Consider the following 19,778-nt stretch of genomic DNA (forward strand, 5'->3'; position numbering starts at 1 on the left):
CGGTGGCGAGTCCGGCTATCTTGCTGGCGTCGTACGCGGACGCAAAGTCTCTGAGGAAGTTTGGACCGGCGTGCGCGGACGTAAAGTTTCCGAGGAAATTTGGGCCGGCCTGCGCGGACGTAAAGTCTCTGAGGAAGTTTGGGCCGGCGTGTGCGGACGCAAAGCCTGCGAGGAATTGCGAGTTGGCGTTCGCTGCAACGAGGTTCGACAGGGTGCCGGCTCGGGTTTGGCCCAGACCGCTGATCCTTTGTGCGTTCCGACGCTCCCAGGCTTCCACGTTCTCGTCATCTGGGAATGCAGTTGCAGCCTCGACAACCAGATCTTCCTGGGTACCTGAGGCGTCAACAGAAATAACCCCAGAAAAATTCAGGGTTTTTGTGTATTCGCCTGTCGTCGCGGCAGGTAGTTCGATGACGCTGATAACAACTCCTACAGGCACTGTGAAACGTGCAGTCCAGCCGCCCTCGCTTCCCCGGCCAGCACCTTCGCTGAACTGCCAACCTTCAAGCGGCCTCTCAGCGCTGACGATATGGGCGCGGAAAGTGTCGATTGCCAGCGCAGATTGTTCTGGGTCGAGGGGAAACCCGATCAGCTTGGCGTGCAGGGAATTTGCCAAGTTGGTTCGATCCGTACGATCGAACCACTCGGCAAGGATTTCATCTCCGACTGGCTGCCACTGATTGGCAAAGTGTTGTTCGAGAGCCGACAAAGTCGTCACGTAGCGGACACGATCCGCCAGTCCGCGATCTGCCAACTCCTCGATCAGACCATCACTAAAATTGATCGGACAGTCAGTCTTAGAACCAGTGCTCTTTCCAGTCCAATTGTTGCTCGCGGGCCCAAAATCTTTGGTATTCGTACTGACAAACCAGACTTCGGCATCAGGGTTGCTCTTCGCAATATCCATCACCGTCAACCAGATCAAGGTATCTCGGTAGCCATCCTTCGGGATCTGTCTGGGATCATCGGACCCTGGGAGATATGGGGGGCGCCGTTCGGCGGATCGCTGTGCCACCTCAAGATGCGGGACAGCTGGTGCAGGAACAACGTCGAACCCCAACGAGTCCAGCCGGTCTCGAAGATCGTCCGCGTAACTTGTTATCCGGGTTCGGATGGTTGCTTCGATGGCCTCTTTCTCACCATTGAGGCCGAACTCGCCGATTTTGAGATCCGACACTGCCGTCGCAGTCTCTTCCCAGGTGCGACGAACTACATTAACGGTCTCCATGAAGACGACTTCGGGAACTACCAGCCTGACGCCCCACTTCACGCCGTTGTCCGCCAGCGATTGAAAGTGCTTGTGCCTCAAGGACGGAGTGAAACACAGGATGTTGGTGTCGACCACGATGATGTTCTGTGTCTCTGGCACACATTGATTGTGACTGCGGGCACCGACAGCTTCTGCGGCGGCCCCACGATCGTGCTTGAAGAAGCAAACCTGTGGACAGAAAGCAGCGGCTTCGTCGGCCAGACCTGATTGCCGTCGGGCGTAGGCATACCGTCGTCAAGACTTCTGATGCTTGATGAACCGGGCCGCTGACCGGGAAAACAGGCCCCTGGCAAACCAGTTGTCAGCAACGTGGGCGTGTTCACCGGCACCGCAAGTATTTGCGGCTGAGACCAGAATCCTCAAGATCGCGACATTCTCGCCCTGGTGAAGGTGGTCGTTGGCTCAGGTAAGCCAGTGGGCTGCCAACACCCCGGCTCCGCACGTCCAGATCGTTTCCAGCATCTTCTGCGTGAATACGACACCAAACTGCTTGAAGCTTCCCATAAGCGACTCCTTCCTCGGCCGATTGTCGGCCAGTTTCTCCGCCCTACTGGGCCAATCACTGAGCAGACGAACGAAAGCAAGGAGCGTTAGCGCCAACAGGTACCCAGCCAGACCTTGAGATTCGAACTCAAGGCCCACTGGCTGCCTCAACCAACGAACATTCTGATTCTAGTAGACGCCACCGTCTGCTAGGCAGCGCCGGCTCTCTAGTCGGGCAATCTCCGAGTGTGGACGCGAAACCACAACCACTTGAGCGCCAGCCAGATCCGATCATGGAATGCCTGCCGAAGGTGAGGATGATCGCGGTGCACCGCGATCATGCACCACACCCCCAGGCCGACTAGGAAGCTTGCCTTCACCAACGACGCGCCCAGCTCCCACCAGTCCCCGTGTCCAAGTGCAAGGCCGGGCGCGTTGGAAAGGCCGTGCAGGACAATGAGTAGCCACAACCGCCGAAAAACGAAATAGATCAGCACGGCCGCGCCGCCCCAAACAAAAGCCCACACGAAACCTGCCGGACCGTAGTACGTGTGCAGCAGCCCACGCATCACCCCGGCCAACACGGCTATCCACAAGACGGGCATACGCCCCACCAACAAAATCACCGGTAGTGCGGCCAACAGAGGCTCCTCCTCGAGACCCGCCAACACCATCGTCAAGCCGTGCAGCCAAGCGCCGGACTCAACGGCCGGTACTGGAGGCGGTTCCATGCGAAGGCCGACCGTACTTGCCGCACCTGCGCACGCGAGCGCCAAGAGCTGTGCGCCACCCCAGAAGCGGGTCATCGCCAGAGCCGACGGCTGCCCCGGGGTCTGCCACCACAATCGCTGCGCAGGCAGGAAATGAAGAACCCCGCCGATGGCCATGAAACCAACCGCTATCCACACGACCTGCTCTTCGAACCTCCGCACGACATCGTCAAGATCCAGGGACGTCGGCGCGAGCTGCGGATCAACCATTCGAGGAAGCGCACGCGAAAGCGAACCCGCGGATAGAGCGATCCACAGGCCAATCAGGCCGAACGCCATCCCGGCAGTTACACGGCGCGATCGTGGATCCGCGAAGACGGGATCGACAGGCCCCGTCGACCACACCGGCATCAACCGAAATTCCTCGCCAGCGACCGGCCACCCATGACACCGCATGCGATCGCCGCCACCAAAATGATCGTGTAGAGGACCGACGGCAAACCGCTCAAAACTGGCAGCATCTGTGCGAACTCTGAATCGCCGACGAGCCCTCGACCGGCTGCCCACCACGCCCCGAAAAGAGCGGCGAGCGCAGTGAGCGCGACGGCAACCAGACCACCCCCGCCGGTGCTGTCCAACCTCGCGATCAACAGCCGCACAGCCAAGATCGTCGACGCCACTGCGAATGCCACGAAGATTCCCGACAAGAGAAGCCACGCGGGCCAATTCGTCCCCGAACTTCCGGTCGGAGAGCCGATCTCACCGAAATTGGTCTGAGCCAAAAGATCGACGCCAACCATGAAAAATGCCCCCTGAAAATAGATAGACGAATCCCGCTCTACGAGAACGGAAATGAACGACGATCCCCATTATGCACACATCTGCCACAGTCGGCCACACCATCTGAAACGGGCCGCGTCGCCACAACTGGGCAGCTCAAACAAGCTATTTCCCAGTTAGATTCGAGAAAGACGCCCGAATCGGAGGGCGTTGAACGACAGACCTGGAGGACGGTTTTATTTCGAGAAATGCAGACCTGGAGGACGGTTAAAACTCCGAATCAGCGGCAATCAATGACTACGAAATTTCACTCATATCGCTAACCGAAAAATCCGGTCTGCACCGCCTCGAACATGGCAGGTTGAACGGTACGAACAGCGCTTGGAAAAGCGATCGAAAACGGTTGGACGGGGCGCCTGAAAAAGCGCTCACCAGAGCGGTCGAAATAGCGATTGAAAATGCCGGGCTGCCGCGACCGAGAGACCACTCACCGAACGCAGCTCCCGCACAATCACCACCGCGCCGAAAGGGGTCGAGGTGGTCACCGAACGCCGCACTCAAGAGACCGAACAGTCAACGCCCAAACCCGCCCACCTTCGGTGTGCCCCGAATCGACCTCCGCTGCGCTCCGTCTGACGAAGAGCGTTGATTTGTTTGTCCTTCTGGCCTTCCGATTCTGATCGCCGGCGGCCGGTACGCAACCGCTGGCGGCGATGCCGGCCCGAGGGCTCCGAGAAATTTTCTCAACCCGCACTCGCACGCTCGCAGAGAAATTTTCCCGGCCCAGAAGTTGCGTCCCGACCTCATCCCGGCGATCCGATTCTCCTTTGCCAGCAGGGCAAAAAAATTGGCGGCCACCGAGCAGGGGGACGCCACCGGATCAGCGGAGGCCGAAAAGTTATGGGCGCACCAGTGAAGACCACGGCAGACAAGAGCGCAGCGCGACGCGAGCAGGCCGCCGCACTGCACGAGAGCATCACCGCGAAGGTCGCCCAGCTCACCGACACCGACGCATGGGCCGCCTACCTGACCGCAGCAGCAGCGTTCCACTCCTACAGCTTCAACAACGTCATGTTGATTTTCTCGCAGGCCCCGGACGCCAGCCAGGTCGCCGGATTCCGCAAGTGGCAGCAGCTCGGACGGCAGGTTCGCAAGGGCGAAAAGTCGATCAAGATTTTCGGCTACTCGACCAAGAAGATCACCGAAACCGACACCGAGACCGGCGAGGAAACCACCCGCCGCGCGCCGCGGTTCCCGATCCTGTCCGTGTTCGACATCGCACAGACCGACCCGATCGAAGGACACCCCGCAGCAGCCGCCGAAACCATCACCACTCGACTTGAAGGCGAAGACGCCGCCGCGATCTACACCCGCGTCGCGCAGGTGATGACCGAACAAGGCTGGACCGTCACCCGCGAGCACATCGCCGGTGAAACGAACGGCCGCACCGGCCTCGACGGATCGCGCCGCATCGTCGTCGACGACACGATCAGCGATGCACAAGCCGCTAAAACGATGATTCACGAAGCCGCCCATGCGCTCATGCACGCCAGTGGCGATATCGACCCGGCCGAGCTGCACCGAGGTGGAAGCCGAATCCGTCGCCTACGTCCTGGCTGGACTGCTCGGACTCGACACCAGCGAATACAGCATCGGTTACATCGCCGGATGGGGAGATGGAGACCTCGAGGTCATCACCGACACCGCCCGCGCAGTCCTGGCGACCGTCCACACTCTCGCCGAGGCACTCGAACCCGCCGCCGACGGAGCCGAGGACACCGCAGCCGCATAGACGGCAGCACCCGCAAACACAGGTGCGATACCGGGTGGAGGCAGCCCGCCCGGTGTCGCGCTTGGAAGTCTACGAAAGGGCTACGACATGAGCACCACGACCGACGAGCTGCGGGCCGACACGATGTACAGCAACGCCATCGACGCCGCGTATCCCGCGATCGCACCCTCAGGAATGGCGGCCGCCGAGATCCTCGAGACGTTGACCGGCAAGATCACCGCCGCCACGAGCGTGTTAGGGATGCAAGCGGAAATCGGGTGGCTCACCCTCGCGCACGAAGTGACCGCCCGGGAAGCTGTCGCCCTGCTCGCCGTCGCGACCCGCCGCGCCTACGACGCCGGACAGATCGCACCCTCACGGGTGAATCGGGTTTACGGCCGAGTTGAGCGCGCCGCCGCACCGCACGGAATCCGATTCCGATGGTGAGCGCCCCGAAGGCAGAGACGATGGTGGATCCGCAGATGTTCACCGGATGCGTTCTCGCGGGATGCTCGAACATCGTGGCCGAGGACGGAGAAATCTGCTCGCAGTGCCGCCGAATCTTCGGCGACATGATCAGGCCCGTATCCGAGATGATCAGGCCCGTATCCGAGCGAGAGCGCGCCGAGACCATCGAACCCCCACAGCCCGCCGCGACCGCAGCGCAGCAGTTGACCCGACGCAATCAACGATGCTGGCTGTGCGAGCAACGCCGCACCTGTACCCGCGTCGGTGGTCAGTGGGAGTGCCGCGACTGCACGCTGTCGGCGGAAAGGTGACTCCTGCCCGGCGGCCGGCCACCTTCGGTGTCCCCCGAAATGAACTCCGCTGCGCTCCGTTCTGTGAAAAGCATTGATTTGTTTTCCTTAACGTCTTTGACAGGCGGTTTCGGGTTGTTGCTCGTAGGTTCGGAGCTGCCTGGGGACGCTGCGGTATGGCTTCTTTGTTTTCGCTGTTGGTATGGCCGGAAGGGAATGGCCGCCGCGGTGTTCTCGACGACTCGACCGCTCATTGAGAGATGCGACTCGATCGCTGTTTAAGGACACGACGGAGTAGTCGTCCACCCAGGTGAAAGCTCGGACCGTGCAAAATCGAGTGTGAAGGGGACCGCGTGTGAGCCAGCTGTGGGCAGGTATCGATGCAGGTAAAACCCATCATCATTGTGTGGTGATCGACAGCGACGGAACGCGATTGCTCTCGCGCCGCGTAGCGAACGACGAAACAGAGCTGATCATGTTGATCGACGCTGCTGTCAGTCTCTCGAAGGGTGGTGTGGTGACGTGGGCGGTGGACCTCAACAGCGGTGGTGCCGCGTTGCTGATCGCGCTGATGGCTGAAAGGGAGCAGCGGCTGCTCTACATCCCGGGCCGAGCGGTCCACCATGCCGCTGGTGGTTATCGCGGTGACAGTAAGACCGATGCGAAAGACGCCGCGATCATCGCTGATCAAGCGCGGATGCGCCGCGACCTGCACCCGGTGCGGACTGGCGACGAGATCAGCGTCGAACTCGGTATCTTGACCTCGAGGCGCACCGATCTGATGCGGGACCGCACCCGCGCAATCAACCGACTTCGCGCACTACTGAGTACCTATTTCCCTGCGTTGGAGCGAGCGTTGGACATCAGCAACGTCAAAGCGACCTTGATCTTGCTTTCTGGGTATCAGACGCCGGACGCGATCCGAAGAATCGGTCAGTCGCGGCTGGAAACGTGGCTGCGGAAACATAAGGCATACAACGCCACTCAGATCGCGGTAAAGGCAATCGGCGCGGCGCAGTCACAGTATGCGCGGGTGGCAGGTCAGGACGTGGCAGCGAGCGCGGTCGCGAAATTCGCGGTTCAGGTTATGAACATTGATGCGGAGATGACCGAGCTCGATCGCGATATCGAGGAACGGTTCCGCCGGCACCGTCATGCGGAGGTGATCGAGTCGATGCCAGGTTTCGGCCCGGTCCTCGGGGCGGAAGTCCTCGCTGTCACGGGAGGTGATTTCACCGCGTTCGAAACGGTGGATCGGTTGGCGGGTATCGCGGGTCTGGCTCCTGTACCTCGTGATTCGGGGCGGGTGAGCGGAAATCTGCGGCGGCCACGGCGATACGATCGTCGCCTTTTACGAGTGTTCTACCTCTCCGCGCAGCTGAGCCTTCGAAGTTGCGAGCCGTCGCAGATCTACTACGCGCGTAAACGTGCGGAAGGAAAACGGCACACACAAGCTGTTCTTGCTCTTGCCCGGCGGAGGCTGAACGTGTTGTGGGCAATGCTCCGCGACAACGCGGTCTATCGGTCGGAACTGACCGTCGCATCGGCCGCCTGAACGATCGCTCCTTGCGGAGGCGGGTACACGGTCCGAGTCAATCCAGTGAGGCGGAAAGCGGCTCGTCCAGGACGGCAGATAACCGGCTGCCCAGAGTGGCGATCGCTTCCACGTCGCCGGGGGTTCCCGGTTGCCAAGGCAATACCAGTCGGTCCTTGGACTTGTCGACGTAACGCGGAATGACGTGCAGGTGGAAATGGAACACTGTCTGCCAAGCGTCGGCACCGCAGCAGTTGAGCAGGTTCACTCCGTCTGCACCGAACTCCGCGGCCGCTGCCTTCGCTATCCGCTGCGCTGCCAAGGCGACGCTGCTCAGGTCATCGGCCGGGATCTCGAACAGATCTTTACTGTGTCGCTTGGGGATGACCAGTATGTGACCGTCCGAGCCCGGGTTGATGTCCATGAAGGCGTACGTCGTCTCGTCCTCGGCTACTTTCACGCTGGGGACGCTGCCGGCAACGATGCCGCAGAACAGGCAATGATCGCTCATGGCCACGGAGTTTAGCTTCAGCAACATTGGCACGGCTCTCTCATCCGTAGTGACGGTCGTCGATCAAACGGTTCTACGAATGCCCCTCGCATGAGCCGACTTCTGTTCTGACAAGCCGGTCCACGTTGCGCGCTAGTGGAGCTACCTGGTCATTGGGTGTGCGAGCTGGCGTGCAACACAAGCTGTCTGAGCCGCCAGGTGCGGTCAGGCTCCCATTCGAGGGCTCCGTTGTCAGTAGTCCAGTACCAGCCGTCGTCGAACGCTGTCGAGGTTGTCAGGCTCTCAGCCAGATCGGTCAGCATGGCGCTGATCGAAACCCACTGAGGTCCAGGCTCATCCGCGCCGACCTTGTCGAATTCGATCACACAACCATGCATGCGGCCAGGTCGGGTGTCGACGCACAAAAAGTTGCCGTCGAGTCCCGCGAAGGGTACGAAAGCGGAAATGAAGGTGTCGGCTTGAACTCCCGCCTCGATGGGCGCGTCAACAGGCCCACCACCGTAGAGGCGGGCACTTTCGTCCCAAATCTGGATAGATGACTCCCAATGCCAGATCGCATCGTCCAACGTGAGAAACGCGAAACGGGGGAGCAACCCCAGCAACCGGTCGTCGCGAACTCCGTTGACCAGGGTGAACAGCTCGATCAGCTCGACCGGCCAATTCTGTCCGGTCTTCGCCATCGCGGCGTCGACACTGGCGCGGTCGGCACCATCAATCGTCGTACCGGGGAAGTGGACTCGCAACCACTCGGTGATCCGGTTCCACTGATCGTGAACCGAACCCACTGGCGTTGAATGCACCGGGCTTCTCGCGTGCGTAGAACTCGCGGTCATCGACTCGACAGCAGCGCGGCGTTGCTTGTTCTCATCTGCGGTGACGCACCGGCGGACCTCGACTTCGAGTTCTGCACGGTCAAGACTCTGATCACCGAATCCCGACACCAGAGCCTCCGTGCTCCCCAACGCCACCCAGATCTGCGGCCGCGACCCGTTTTCGGAAGCGGCCAACTGCATCCCCACTTCGACTATCTGCGCGATGGCGGCATCGTCACCGACGACGTAGCCATCGCGCACGAGAACGCCATCCGGACTCGAGCCTGGCCGAGCAACAGCCCAATAGGTCACCGAGCACTCACTTTCATCCGACACTGGAAACCGACTATTCAGTACCACGAGATTGTCTCAGCCGAACGGGACGACACAGCCCGACACTGTTTTGTCACTCAGATCGAACGCATTCTGGGATGCTGTTCCGCGCCGCGCGTGCCGCGCTGGAAAGAGGAACGGCCTGCGGCCGTGCTTGACAAAGCCTATTGAGATTCACTTCTGGCCTTCCGATTCTCGTCGGCGGTGACCTGCGCGCAACCCCTGGCGGCGCAAGCGCCGGCCGATGGCTCCGAGAAATTTTCGCCACTCGCAAGCTCCCGTCAAAATTTTCTCGGCCCAGGGGTGGCACTCCGGCCCCCTCACGCCGACGCGATTCTCCTTTGCCAGAAGGCGAAAAAAATTGGCGGGGCACGAGGCCCGGTCACTTTCACAGCAAGGGGAACGACATGCAGAACATCCGTTTGAGGACCGCCACCGACGTCTTGGCCGCAATCCCGGCATTGCTCGGATTCGTCCCCGCCAATTCCGTCGTGATGATCGCTCTCACCGGATCACCGGCCACGCTCGCGTTCGTTGCGCGCACCGATGTCATCGGAGCCAACGCGGCAGCCGACTACAGCACTGCACTCGAGCAAGCCGCAGTCACGTCCGTTATCTGGGTTGTCGTCGGCGCCGGTCCGGTAGCAGCCGCCGGACTCGATCAGATCGAGGCAGCGCAGCGCGAGCTCGACAGCAGGGGAATCCGCAGCGTCCGCACTCTTGTCGCCGAGTCTCTCGAAATCGGAGCGGAGTGGTTCGACACCAACGGCGAGGAGAGCGGCCGCACCGCCGACCCGATCCTCTCGGAGGTCAGCATGAACCGAATCATGAGCGGACGTCAGACGTCGAGCAGCCGCGCCGAGATCGAAGCCCGTTACCGCGAGGACACGGCCGCCGACATGGACGCAGCCCGCGCCGCCGCAGCCGAGCAGGGCGAGGACTTCGCACGAAACACGATCACGGAAATCGCCGCAATCGTACGCAATTTCGAGGTTCCCAGTCTCGACCTCGCCGCCCGTGCCGGATTGTGCGCGGCAGCGGACCCGCACCACCGCGATGCCATGATCGGAATCGTCACGATCAGCCCGCAAGCCGCAGCGGACGCCTTCGGCACCATCGCCGCGCACCTACGCGGAAACTACCGAGTCCAGATCCTCACCCTTGCCGGGTTGGCCGCATACGTCGACGGCGACGGAGTCGCCGCCGGAATTGCGCTCGACGCTGCTGGCGTCATCGGCGTCGACCCCAGCCTCACGACGTTGCTCAAGCTGCTCGACGCGTCCCGCACGGCCGGAATCAAGCCGGAGGCGATCGCCGAACTTGCCACCATCGGCGTCGAGGTAGCGCGGTCGATGGGAATCGACCTCGACACCGAATAGCCGAACGGACAAAAACGCGGCCCCGACTCAACTCGAGAGAGTCGGGGCCGCCCCCGTACGTGGTGGTGGTTGCTCGGGCATCGAGCCCTTACAACCACTGCGCCGCACTGCGCGAACCGGCGAACCGAGCCGCGTCGTGCGTCGGTCAGTGGAAGAGCTCGTCCGGATCGCCCGCCGCCGGAAACGCGATGTCGATACGCGGAGTCTGCGCCACCGACGTTCCGGTCAAACCTTCGACGACCGCAACGAGATCCGCGTCGGTGATCTTTTGCGTGTGCTTCGTTGCCTGGTATGCCGCCGCTTCCACTGCGGACCGCTCCCGCGGAGGGAAGTTCTCGCTCATTTTCTCGTGCCTTTCGCTCGTCAAAAGAGTGTCGGAGTGTCCGTGCGAAGCAACGCGGATTCCACCGCGTCTGCGTCCCATCCATTTCGCAACGCATCCCGCAGAGCCTTCGATCGCGCCGCACGGGCGGCGCGATCCGGGCCGTACCAATGCCAGCTCTGCCCCCGGCCGCCGCCGCGACCCTTCGCGCTCATCCCTGCAAGATTCTGCGATTGCGTACCCGCAACCACATGTGGACGTCCGGCGATGCTCGTCGTGGCCCGGACACAGATCGGGTTGTCGCACACTTCGTGGATCGCGAACTCGGAATCGGTCAACGGCCAACCGAGTTCGAGCATCAACGCGTACCGATGCGGGCGCACGACTCGCTGCCGGCCATCGCGCATCAGCCAAAATCTTCCGTACCCGTCATCGGAAATACTGCCGGTCCAAAAATGGCAATCCCGCTCGCCCGGTCCGCGCACGATGAACCGCTCGAATCTCTCCCGTTCCGGATCGCCGAGCGCCGGAAGCGTTAGGACGTCCGCCATCAGAACGAACTCCTAACGCTTGTGAGAGTTGCCGACGAATCGGCCGCGGTTTCCCCCAACCGGGGACAGCGATATCCCTCATGTGGATGCCCGAGATTTCTGTTCCCGCTCCGCTCGATCTCAGGCAACACACAATCGGTCGCTGACACCCAACCGGGGAAAACCGCGAAGGCCGACATTGATTCGCTGGTCGCTTCTACGACGCCAGCGCGGCAGGATCAGTCGACGAAGTCGAAGCCGGTGCCGGTGACGAATCTTCCTTCGACGCAGTCTTATCAGCGGGAGCCTTTTCCGATTTCTGTTTCGGTTTGGTCGACCGCAGCAATTTGTTGACCTCAGTTGTCGTCAGGCCGGTCAGCTGCGCGATGCTCGCCACCGTTTCGCCGCGAGATTTGAGATCCGCAATCGCAGCCGCACCGGAACGATCCGCGTCGGCGATCTTGGTGTCGGTTTCTTCGCGGATGCGCTCGATACGCACTCGCGCATCGTCCGCGATCTTCTCTCGCGACTCCTGCGCCTTGAAGAATCGGACGAGATCGTCCTCGACCTTCTTCAATCGCTCTTGCTCTTCCGCGAGACGGGCGGCATTCGCTGCGCGTGCCCGTTCCCTCGCGCTGATCGTGGATGTGTTTGAGGACGCCATGCCGCAAACCTTACCGCCGGCAGCGGCGATCGGCCATCAATTGTTCCCCGACCACCTAACGGTTCCCGGCTCGCAATCTCGGGCTAACCATCACAATTCCACTGAACCTTTTCACACATCACTATGTCAAACCATCTATCCATCCATGTCACCCAAGTTTTCCAACACTTCGCTTCCCTCAGCACAAACAATTCGTCCCTTACCAAGTGCACTTCGTTTCACTCAGACAGACCCACAAATTCAGACACACCTCTTGCTGAATTTCAGACTTTGGGGGTATCTGCCCTCCACCAGGCCGCCTGCGGCGACTATGGTGGCCTTGTGATGACGCTCCACGTACTGCACGCGGGCGATGGCTACGAGTACCTGACAAAGCAGGTCGCCACCGCTGACCGCGAGCTGGAGCACGGGCAAGAACTCACTGACTACTACACCGCCCACGGCACCCCGCCGGGTACCTGGTTCGGCGCAGGACTGAACGACCTGGCGCGCATGGACGCCGACGTAGCAGTCGATCCTGCGGACCGGATCGGTACCGGGGAGACCGTCTCCGAACCGCAGATGAAGGCACTGTTCGGCGAGGGAATGCACCCCAATGCCGATGCGATGATCGAGGACTTCATCGCCGCTGGCGCCAAGCCCGAGGCCGCCGTCAAAGCCGCCCGGCTCGGACGCAAGTTCCCCAAGTTCACCAACGACATCCCGCTCCTGACCGAGCACCGTGCCGCCCTTGAACAGTTCGCCGCCGACAACGGACGTCGACCGTCTAAAGCCGATTCAGCTGCGCTCATGGAGAGCGTCGGAACCCGGCTGTTCGAGCAGACGCACGGCCGCGCAGCCGAAGACAATCGTGAGCTGTGGTCATGGATCAGCGCCCAGAAATCCCGCGTCCGCCAACCAGTCGCAGGCTACGACTTGGTGTTCACCCCGCCCAAGAGCGTGTCGACGATGTGGGCACTCGCCGACGACGACACCCGCCGCGCAATCGAACGCATCCACCACGAAACCGTCACCGACACCCTCGGCTGGATCGAGCAGGAAGCGTGCTTCACCCGGACCGGCGCCACCAGCCAGGAAGTGCACGACACCACCGGCCTCGTCGCCACCCTCTACAACCACTACGACTCCCGCGCCGGGGATCCGAACCTGCACACCCACGCCGTCGTCTCCATCAAGGTCTGCACCGAGAACGACGGAAAGTGGCGTGCCCTCGACGGGTCCACCCTGCACCGCTACGGCGTGCCGGCCTCGCAGCGCTACAACGCGACCGTCATGGCGAAACTGCACACCGAACTCGGATTCGACCTCACCGAACGCTCCACCGGACGCGGCCGCCAGGACATCGTCGAGCTGGCCGCAGTCCCCCAAGAGCTGTGCGAAATGTTCTCCTCACGCCGCACCCAGATCGAAGCTCGCCGCGATCAACTCGTCGCCGACTACCGCGCCTCGCACGGCCGGATGCCCTCTGCAAAAGCGATGTACGCGCTCTACCAGCAAGCCAACCTCGACACTCGCGCCGGCAAGCAAGAACCCGAAACCCTGCGAGAAATGCAGCACAACTGGATCACCCGATCCGCCCAGATCCTCGGCACCCCCGAACACATCGACGGCCTCGCACAACACTGGCGCAACATCCAAGACGCCCACGCCACAGGAACTCTCAGCCCGACCACCATGCGCGCTGCCGACAGTGTCGACGTCGAAGCTGCCCGCGTGCTCGACCGCCTCGAGAACGTCCGCGCAAGCTGGGCGATCACCCACATTCACAGCGCCGTCGAAGCGAATTTCGCGGCCGTCACCTTCCCCGACGACAGCGCCCGCCGAGAGGCAATCGACGCCGTCACCGCCCACGTTCTGACCGAGTCCGTGCACATGCCGGCCGCCGATCTTCCGCCCGCCCCCGAGGTACTGCGCCGCCGCAACGGCGAGTTCATCCTGGAACGCCACGGCGCCGCACTGCACACCTCCGAAGGTGTCATCGCCGCCGAGCAATCCATGCTCGACGCCACCGGAACACCGACCGCCTACATCGCGACGCAAGCCGGACTCGACAAGGTCGTCGAGAAGATCGCCCGCACGAGCGATCACGCACTCAACGCCGGACAGCGCGAGCTTGCCGAGCATTTCGTCGGCGCAGGAACACTCCTCGCCGTCGGTATCGGCCCGGCCGGCACCGGCAAGACGACGTCGATGAAAGCGGTCACCGACACCTGGACCGCCGCCGGATACGAGGTCATCGCGCTCGCACCATCTGCCGTCGCGGCCGAAACCTTGGGCGAAGAAATCGGGACCACCGCCCACACCCTCGCGACCCTGACGTACCCGTGGCGCGGACTCGAAGACTACGAACCGCGCAGCCTCCCCGAGCACATCGAGATCCCCGCCGGGGCGATGCTGCTCGTCGACGAAGCATCCCTGGCATCGACCAAAGACCTCGCTGCCATCACCGAAATCGCCGCAGCCAAGGGCGCCGTGGTCCGGCTACTCGGTGACCCGAACCAGCTCGACGCCGTCGAAACCGGTGGAGCGTTGCGACTGCTCGCCGAAGAAACCAACGCACCCGAACTCACGGTCGTCGTGCGCTTCGGCGAAGACACCGAACAAGCCGAGAACTCCCTCGCTCTGCGGCACGGTGACGAGAGCAGCCTTGAGTTGTTCTACTCCCGCGGATGGGTCCACGACGGCACCGCCGCCGAGATGAAGGACGCTGCGGCCGCCGCCTACCTCGCCGACATCGACGGCGGCAAATCCTCGATCGTCATGCTCTCCACCCGTGACGACGTCCGTGAAGTGAACCTCGCGATCCAAGCGCACTACCGTGCCGCTGGCACCGCGAAAGCCGAACACACCGTGACCCTGTCCGACGAACTCGACGCCGGCGTCGGTGACATCGTCCTGACCCGCAAGAACAAGCGCGGGCTACGCACCAAGGGCGGCAAACGCCGCAACATGTTCGTCCGCAACGGCGACCTGTGGACCGTCACCGCCGTGAACGAGAATGGCTCACTGAACCTGCGCAGCAAAACCCACGAGGGCACGATCACCCTGCCCGCCCGGTACGTGAAGCGAAACACCGAACTTGGCTACGCCGCCACCGTGCACCGCAGCCAAGGCATCACCGTCGACACCTCCCACACCACCGTCGGGCACAGCACCAACCGGCCCGGCCTCTACGTCGCCACCACCCGCGGCCGCACCGAAAACCACCTGTACGTCCCCGTCGAACCCGGCGTCACCCAAGACACCGAAGGGATGCACCTCTCCGAAATCCAGACTCCGAACTCCCGCGAAGTCCTCACCCGCATCCTCGCCAACGACAACGGCCACAAAGCCGCCATCACCGAGATCCGCGACGCACTCGAGCACGCCCGCAGCCCGCAGCGGCTCCGCGAGGCGTACCACGCCGCACACAGCAGGTTGCGCGACCGCTGGCTCGACGGCGTCCTCGACCGGGCGCTGCCCGCAGCACTACTCGCGACGATCGCCGCCGAAAACCCCGGCAGCCTCGCCGCGCTCCGCACCACCCTCGGACAGGCACACGACCGAGGAGACAGCGCCCGGCGCATCCTCAACGATGCACTCGCATCAGGCGAACTCCACACCGCCCGCGATGTCGCCCGAGTTCTGAACTCCCGCATCGTCGAAGCCAGCCAAGCCGCAGCAGAAGCGGCAGCCGAGCGCGCCGACACTGCGCTCCCACCGTTGCCCCCGCGCACCACCAGCACCGACAAAGAACTCGACGACTACGCCCGCATCCTCGCCGACCGCTACGCCACCGCCCGCCCCGACCACGAGCGCACCGACGGCATCGGCGCGACCATCCGCCGCTACGACGAGACGCGGGCCCAGCTCGACACCGCCCGTATCCACCGTCCCGTGCGGGAAGCTTTCGAACCAGACATGGCAGAACGCATCCTCGCCGAAGCCAGTGCGCAACGACTCGGCCGCCACCTACGCAAAGCAGCACTCGCCGGCCTCACACCCGAAGCAGTTCTCTCCTGGCACGCGCAGCAACTCGCAGCACGCGGCGAAGACGTCACCGCCGCGAACCTCATCAAAGACATGGCACCAGCCATCACCAGCGCAACCGAGAAGACGAACACCCGCTGGGCCACCGAACACGACGAGACCCTGCGCGAGCACTTCCCCGCCGCGACCGCCGCCGCCGAACGCACCGAAGACCCGCGGTGGAACGCAGCAGTAGGCCGCATCCGCGAACTCGTCACCCACGCCGGCTTCGACGTCGACGACCTGTGCCGCACGATCGAAACCGCCGCACACTCCACCGCACACGTCTCCGGCATCACCGACGCACTCGACACCATCGCGCCGCCAGCACGTGAACCCGTCGACCCAGCAGCGCCACACTGGGTGCCCTCCCCCGACCTCGACGCCCACCTCGTCGACCCCACACTCGCCGAGCAGCTCGACGCCACCTACACCGACATTGCGACCGAACACACCGCGAACACCCGCCGCATCAGCACCGACGACCAGCGCAGCAACGACCCCGAACTGCGCTTCACCGAGCACCTCGAAGCACGGCCCGAAGACCCCGAGATGGCAGCGCAGTGGGATCGCACCACTGCCGAGATCCAGGCGTACCGCGAGCGCTACAACATCACCGACACCACATCAGTCGCCGGCGACCGGCCCGAGAACAAAGCCGACTCGGCGCCCTTCAACACCGTTCACCGCGACATCGACGACCTTGGTGATCGCATCGCCGAGCATCGCGAAGAACAACGTCGCACCGAACACGAACAAGCGACGATCGAGCACCACCACACCATCGCCCAACACGTCGAACAAGAGAACCGGCGCCGCGGCCCGCGTCTGTAGGAATCGACCAAACACCGACCGCCGGGGTGATCAGGGACCAGGACAGGGCGCTGACGGGAACCTTTTGCGGGATTCGCAACTCGGCGCTAGATGTATGCACCTACCGCATCTGCGTACCTGGTATCTGTATAATCAATTACGTAAGCATGGTCTGATCTGCACTTTTGGTGCAGAATCAGGCGAAGTCGCCGTCCGCGGGAACGGACGACGACTTCGAACACCTGCACGTCGCCGGTGAAAACCGGTCAGAACAAGTGGTTAAACAACAGTGAAAAGTCGAAGCCGGACTTGATGGCAAGCGATGCTAGGGCAGCTGTGAACTGCAACCAGCGGGTCAAATCCGGTTTCTTCTTTTTTCTCTGTCCACACTCATGACAGTAATGCTCAGTCATGACGTAACTTCCCTTCACTTCGTGGGCCTTTTGAGCCCGGTTGCGAACCCTGAAAACAGGGTTCCCTGACCGCCTCGATTGGCGGCCAGTCGACTGGGCCGCCACTCGGAAGTGGCCTGAAGTGTTGTCCGCTAGTTACGTTTTCTTATCTTACTGGCGGGGCGAGGACCCGGATGCCAACACAACAACATGTGTCGCACGCAGACGAGTTTTGATACCTCCAACGGGGTGAGGATCGCTTCCCTAACCGAGTTTCGGGATATGCCTTAGCACTGGCTCGGAAGTGTTCGCGCCGAACGATTGTCGCGTCGACATCGGCGGCGGTGAACATAAACCCGCTGGTCTTTGCCTGATTTGGATTGAGGATGAAACGGGCGGTCTCCGCTTTGGTCAACTGCTGATGGCCGCCCGTGTCATGTACGCATTGAGTTTCCGCGGAGTAGTTGAGCAGACCGAAGTTCGTTGCCGGCGTTGTCGTATCGGTACTCGTCGAAGTGTCTGACCGACGTTCGGGGATTGGTCACGAAGACGTTGTCGGGTCGACACAACGTGGATAGAGCCCATGGTTCTTCGGTGGCGGCGCGCTCTGAACGCCGTATGCCGCATCATCTGCGAACTTGACGTCCGCCGGGTCGCCGTCGATGAACTGTGCCGTCGCTAGGACGTGACCCCGAGGTCCCGGTGCAGTGCGGCTACCAAGCGTGATTCATCCGCTTTGATCTGATTCGCCAGTGAAGCGAGAGTCACGCGTTGGAGTAATCCTTCGACGCCGTCGGCGTTGCCCATTCCTGCGTTGCGCCTTTGCATGAGCCGAGCCTGATCAATCTGGGGGCGCAGCGCTGCAACATTCTTCTGGAAATCATTGAAAGCGGCGCGGACTTCGGTGCCCCCGAGGACCCTTATCTCCCCGACAAGGCGGTCCAAATCAGCCGCATCCGTCTCTTCGACAGACGTATCCGGGGACGAAGCCGCGATGTACGCATTGCTGACGATGCGGGCTGTAGCAGCGAGGAACTGCCCGTACACCGCTATCCGTGCTGTCCGTAGTTGTTCTTCACCTGCATGCTTGGCCCGGTAATGTTCGGCGACCAGTGGGGACAGAACCGCCGCTATCAAGGTTCCAGCAATACCGGCAATCGCGACCCATGCAGTGGCATCCATGACGACCCTCCCCGTTCCGACTCGGTGCAACGTGCGTGTGTCCAGTCTCGCCCGAATGAGGTGTGGCACGCGCAGGTTTCCATCGGGACAGGACATTGCACGAGAGTCGTGGACAATTCAGCTCATGCTCGCGACCTTCCAGGCACTCGCTGTCTTCGTCACCACGCTCTTACCGGGCGCTCTATTTACCCTCGCCTTCGAACGAGAGAGCAACGGCAGCGTCAAAGCCGACACCAACGAACGGATCCTTGCCTTCGCCTCGGTGTCCGCAATCTTTGCGATACTCTCCGCGCCGCTCCTCTATCAGGGCTATCGGGTCTACATCGTGAATGGCGCACTCAAGGAGGGCAACCCGCTCCCCGGATGGATATGGCTCGTCCTGGCAGCCTACGTACTCTTCCCACTTGGCCTCGGTGGCTGGCTCGGCCACAAGATCAAGAACCGGGCGGATGAGGAGGAGGGCAAGGGTGCGACGTTAATTCGGATAATCGGCGGACCATTGAACGGCTCAACCGGCAGTCCCCGCGCGTGGGAACGACTCTTCTTCACTCCAAACCTGAGCGGATACGTAAAAGTGAAGCTCAAAGACGTTCCACCGGGCGAGAACCCTTGGATACTCGGGATCTGGGGCGCTGCCGATCCTCCAGTTACACCGCCAGCGAATCCCCCGAACAATGCACCGACGGCGCCGCCGAGACCCAAACGACCCGGAAGTTATGCATCCGGTTATCCCTACGATCAGGACATCTACTTCTACGACACCTGTGAAATCGAACCGGACGGAGCGATCCGCGCACTCAGCGCGAACCCCATCGTGCCGATCAAGACTGGAGTCGCTTGCCTCATCAGATGGGACGAAATCGCGTACGCTGAGTTCATCGAAGTGCTTTAGAGGAGGCCCACGATGCCCAACGGTAAAGCCAGAACCATGACCGGCCGCCAGTCGTCGAAGGACAACACGTTCGGCTACTCGGCCGACAGGCCTGCCTCGAAAATCGGACCGATTACTGCCAAGGTCAAGGTCAAGGTAGTTGACCGGAACGGCGAGGCTGCCAAAGCCGACGCCAAAAACTGACACGTTTGCCCAATTGGGCGTAGAAATAATGCCCCTGACCTCGAGGAGGTCAGGGGCATTATTTGTCGGTCGAGAACTATCGTGCGTCGGTCGTCTTCGACTTCGCAACAATGAGGAAGGCCGCGCCGCCCAGCAGCAGCGCGACGGCCGGCAAAACGACCCACGCGCGCGAGGCCATCACGTCCTGCTCACCCATCGTAAAAAGCAGGAGCCAGCCCACTCCAGCGACCAGAAGCCCAGCCGCGGCCATGCGATTTGCCCAGCGAGAAAAGAACTCGACGGCGTCGGAGTTGATTCGCCCCAAGGGGTCATTTCGTTGCATGCGAGTCCACCAATCCGAATCGAGTTGTGTTGCAGAGCATCCTATGAAGAAAAGGGTGTGTCCGCCACGGCGCGACACGCAGGCCCCAGGCGGGACAACCCACGATCGCCGCGGCCGTGGCGGACACGA

18 protein-coding genes and 1 pseudogene are annotated in these 19,778 nt (G+C 62.1%); 9 read left to right on the plus strand and 10 right to left on the minus strand.

What is annotated here, in order from left to right; all coding sequences use genetic code 11:
* From DBV08_RS18205 to DBV08_RS18215, 3 genes are all read right to left on the minus strand, one after another.
* A partial coding sequence (locus DBV08_RS18205; RefSeq protein WP_124568364.1) for a PIN domain-containing protein occupies positions 1 to 1,369 on the minus strand: 1,369 nt, incomplete at its 3' end.
* Between the two features lie 611 nt (positions 1,370 to 1,980).
* Entirely contained in the window at positions 1,981 to 2,733 is a 753-nt protein-coding gene (locus DBV08_RS18210) for a CPBP family intramembrane glutamic endopeptidase (RefSeq protein WP_185564700.1), read from the minus strand.
* Positions 2,734 to 2,873: 140 nt separating this feature from the next.
* Positions 2,874 to 3,263, minus strand: a complete 390-nt coding sequence (locus tag DBV08_RS18215; protein ID WP_124568366.1) for a hypothetical protein — start codon at positions 3,261 to 3,263, stop codon at positions 2,874 to 2,876.
* A gap of 880 nt (positions 3,264 to 4,143) precedes the next feature.
* Between DBV08_RS18215 and DBV08_RS32910 the strand changes: the two are divergent.
* The 5 genes and pseudogenes from DBV08_RS32910 to DBV08_RS18235 form a co-directional block, all read left to right on the plus strand.
* Positions 4,144 to 4,455 (plus strand): annotated as a pseudogene (locus tag DBV08_RS32910) (ArdC family protein); the annotation flags it as partial.
* 373 nt (positions 4,456 to 4,828) lie between these two features.
* Positions 4,829 to 5,035, plus strand: a complete 207-nt coding sequence (locus DBV08_RS32915; protein ID WP_260395639.1) for a hypothetical protein — start codon at positions 4,829 to 4,831, stop codon at positions 5,033 to 5,035.
* A gap of 87 nt (positions 5,036 to 5,122) precedes the next feature.
* Positions 5,123 to 5,461 carry a hypothetical protein gene (locus DBV08_RS18225; RefSeq protein WP_124568367.1) on the plus strand — a complete coding sequence of 113 codons (339 nt, stop codon included), beginning with the start codon at positions 5,123 to 5,125 and terminating at the stop codon, positions 5,459 to 5,461.
* On the plus strand, positions 5,455 to 5,793 hold the full coding sequence (locus tag DBV08_RS18230; protein ID WP_124568368.1) for a hypothetical protein: 339 nt from the start codon (positions 5,455 to 5,457) through the stop codon (positions 5,791 to 5,793). Before DBV08_RS18225 ends, DBV08_RS18230 begins: the two co-directional genes overlap by 7 nt.
* A gap of 334 nt (positions 5,794 to 6,127) precedes the next feature.
* Positions 6,128 to 7,327: an IS110 family transposase gene (locus DBV08_RS18235; RefSeq protein ID WP_124568369.1), complete on the plus strand. Its 1,200-nt coding sequence runs from the start codon at positions 6,128 to 6,130 to the stop codon at positions 7,325 to 7,327.
* Positions 7,328 to 7,364: 37 nt separating this feature from the next.
* Here DBV08_RS18235 and DBV08_RS18240 read toward each other — a convergent pair whose 3' ends face one another.
* Both DBV08_RS18240 and DBV08_RS18245 read right to left on the minus strand, forming a co-directional pair.
* Positions 7,365 to 7,817, minus strand: coding sequence for an HIT family protein (locus DBV08_RS18240; RefSeq protein WP_124568370.1), 453 nt, complete (start codon positions 7,815 to 7,817; stop codon positions 7,365 to 7,367).
* A gap of 149 nt (positions 7,818 to 7,966) precedes the next feature.
* Positions 7,967 to 8,941: an SMI1/KNR4 family protein gene (locus DBV08_RS18245; RefSeq protein WP_124568371.1), complete on the minus strand. Its 975-nt coding sequence runs from the start codon at positions 8,939 to 8,941 to the stop codon at positions 7,967 to 7,969.
* Positions 8,942 to 9,369: 428 nt separating this feature from the next.
* On the opposite strand from DBV08_RS18245, the gene DBV08_RS18250 reads away from it, so the two are divergent.
* Positions 9,370 to 10,341: a DUF4192 domain-containing protein gene (locus tag DBV08_RS18250; protein WP_124568372.1), complete on the plus strand. Its 972-nt coding sequence runs from the start codon at positions 9,370 to 9,372 to the stop codon at positions 10,339 to 10,341.
* Between the two features lie 145 nt (positions 10,342 to 10,486).
* Here the strand turns inward: DBV08_RS18250 and DBV08_RS18255 are convergent, their stop codons facing one another.
* The 3 genes from DBV08_RS18255 to DBV08_RS18265 form a co-directional block, all read right to left on the minus strand.
* Positions 10,487 to 10,684: a hypothetical protein gene (locus DBV08_RS18255; RefSeq protein ID WP_124568373.1), complete on the minus strand. Its 198-nt coding sequence runs from the start codon at positions 10,682 to 10,684 to the stop codon at positions 10,487 to 10,489.
* Positions 10,685 to 10,704: 20 nt separating this feature from the next.
* A complete protein-coding gene (locus tag DBV08_RS32920) occupies positions 10,705 to 11,214 on the minus strand; it encodes a hypothetical protein (protein ID WP_124568374.1) in 510 nt (169 codons plus the stop codon).
* A 196-nt stretch (positions 11,215 to 11,410) separates the two neighbouring features.
* Positions 11,411 to 11,857: a hypothetical protein gene (locus DBV08_RS18265; RefSeq protein WP_124568375.1), complete on the minus strand. Its 447-nt coding sequence runs from the start codon at positions 11,855 to 11,857 to the stop codon at positions 11,411 to 11,413.
* Between the two features lie 324 nt (positions 11,858 to 12,181).
* Here DBV08_RS18265 and mobF point away from each other — a divergent pair, with 324 nt between their 5' ends.
* Positions 12,182 to 16,699 carry a MobF family relaxase gene (gene mobF, locus DBV08_RS18270; RefSeq protein WP_185564711.1) on the plus strand — a complete coding sequence of 1,506 codons (4,518 nt, stop codon included), beginning with the start codon at positions 12,182 to 12,184 and terminating at the stop codon, positions 16,697 to 16,699.
* A gap of 1,049 nt (positions 16,700 to 17,748) precedes the next feature.
* On the opposite strand, the gene DBV08_RS18275 is transcribed toward mobF, so the two are convergent.
* The gene (locus tag DBV08_RS18275) at positions 17,749 to 18,252 is read right to left on the minus strand and encodes a hypothetical protein (RefSeq protein WP_124568377.1); all 504 of its coding nucleotides are present in this window, start codon (positions 18,250 to 18,252) and stop codon (positions 17,749 to 17,751) included.
* A 124-nt stretch (positions 18,253 to 18,376) separates the two neighbouring features.
* On the opposite strand from DBV08_RS18275, the gene DBV08_RS18280 reads away from it, so the two are divergent.
* Positions 18,377 to 19,144 carry a DUF6338 family protein gene (locus tag DBV08_RS18280; RefSeq protein ID WP_124568378.1) on the plus strand — a complete coding sequence of 256 codons (768 nt, stop codon included), beginning with the start codon at positions 18,377 to 18,379 and terminating at the stop codon, positions 19,142 to 19,144.
* 12 nt (positions 19,145 to 19,156) lie between these two features.
* Complete coding sequence (locus tag DBV08_RS32325) at positions 19,157 to 19,327, plus strand: hypothetical protein (RefSeq protein ID WP_185564714.1); 171 nt, start codon at positions 19,157 to 19,159, stop codon at positions 19,325 to 19,327.
* 76 nt (positions 19,328 to 19,403) lie between these two features.
* Here DBV08_RS32325 and DBV08_RS18285 read toward each other — a convergent pair whose 3' ends face one another.
* Positions 19,404 to 19,649, minus strand: coding sequence for a hypothetical protein (locus tag DBV08_RS18285; RefSeq protein WP_124568379.1), 246 nt, complete (start codon positions 19,647 to 19,649; stop codon positions 19,404 to 19,406).
* Between the last annotated feature and the right edge of the window lie 129 nt (positions 19,650 to 19,778).

Source organism: Rhodococcus sp. KBW08 (genome assembly GCF_003852455.1).
In the GTDB taxonomy this organism is placed as follows: domain Bacteria; phylum Actinomycetota; class Actinomycetes; order Mycobacteriales; family Mycobacteriaceae; genus Rhodococcus_F; species Rhodococcus_F baikonurensis.